Source organism: Shigella sp. FC1967, from assembly GCF_001743005.1.
Taxonomy (GTDB): Bacteria; Pseudomonadota; Gammaproteobacteria; order Enterobacterales; family Enterobacteriaceae; genus Proteus.
The window spans coordinates 1-216 of the sequence record NZ_MIIZ01000449.1 but is presented as its reverse complement, the minus strand read 5'-3'; the positions used below and the strand labels follow the sequence as shown (position 1 = coordinate 216).

The window sequence follows — 216 nt, the reverse complement described above, 5'->3', positions numbered from 1 at the left end:
TCTGAACATCCTGAATATATTGGTTTTGTTTTTTGTGGTACAGGCATGGGAGTCAGTATCAGTGCGAATAAACATAAAAATGTTTATTGTGGAGTGTGTAAAGTGGGTTCGATTATTTCTGAACATCCTGAATATATTGGTTTTGTTTTTTGTGGTACAGGCATGGGAGTCAGTATCAGTGCGAATAAACATAAAAATGTTTATTGTGGAGTGTGT

Annotated in this window: 1 protein-coding gene; it reads left to right on the top strand. The window is 35.2% G+C overall.

Going from position 1 to position 216, the window contains the following annotated elements; translation table 11 throughout:
- The coding region (locus BHE89_RS24915; protein ID WP_286145870.1) for an RpiB/LacA/LacB family sugar-phosphate isomerase at positions 1-216 on the top strand (216 nt) is incomplete at both ends.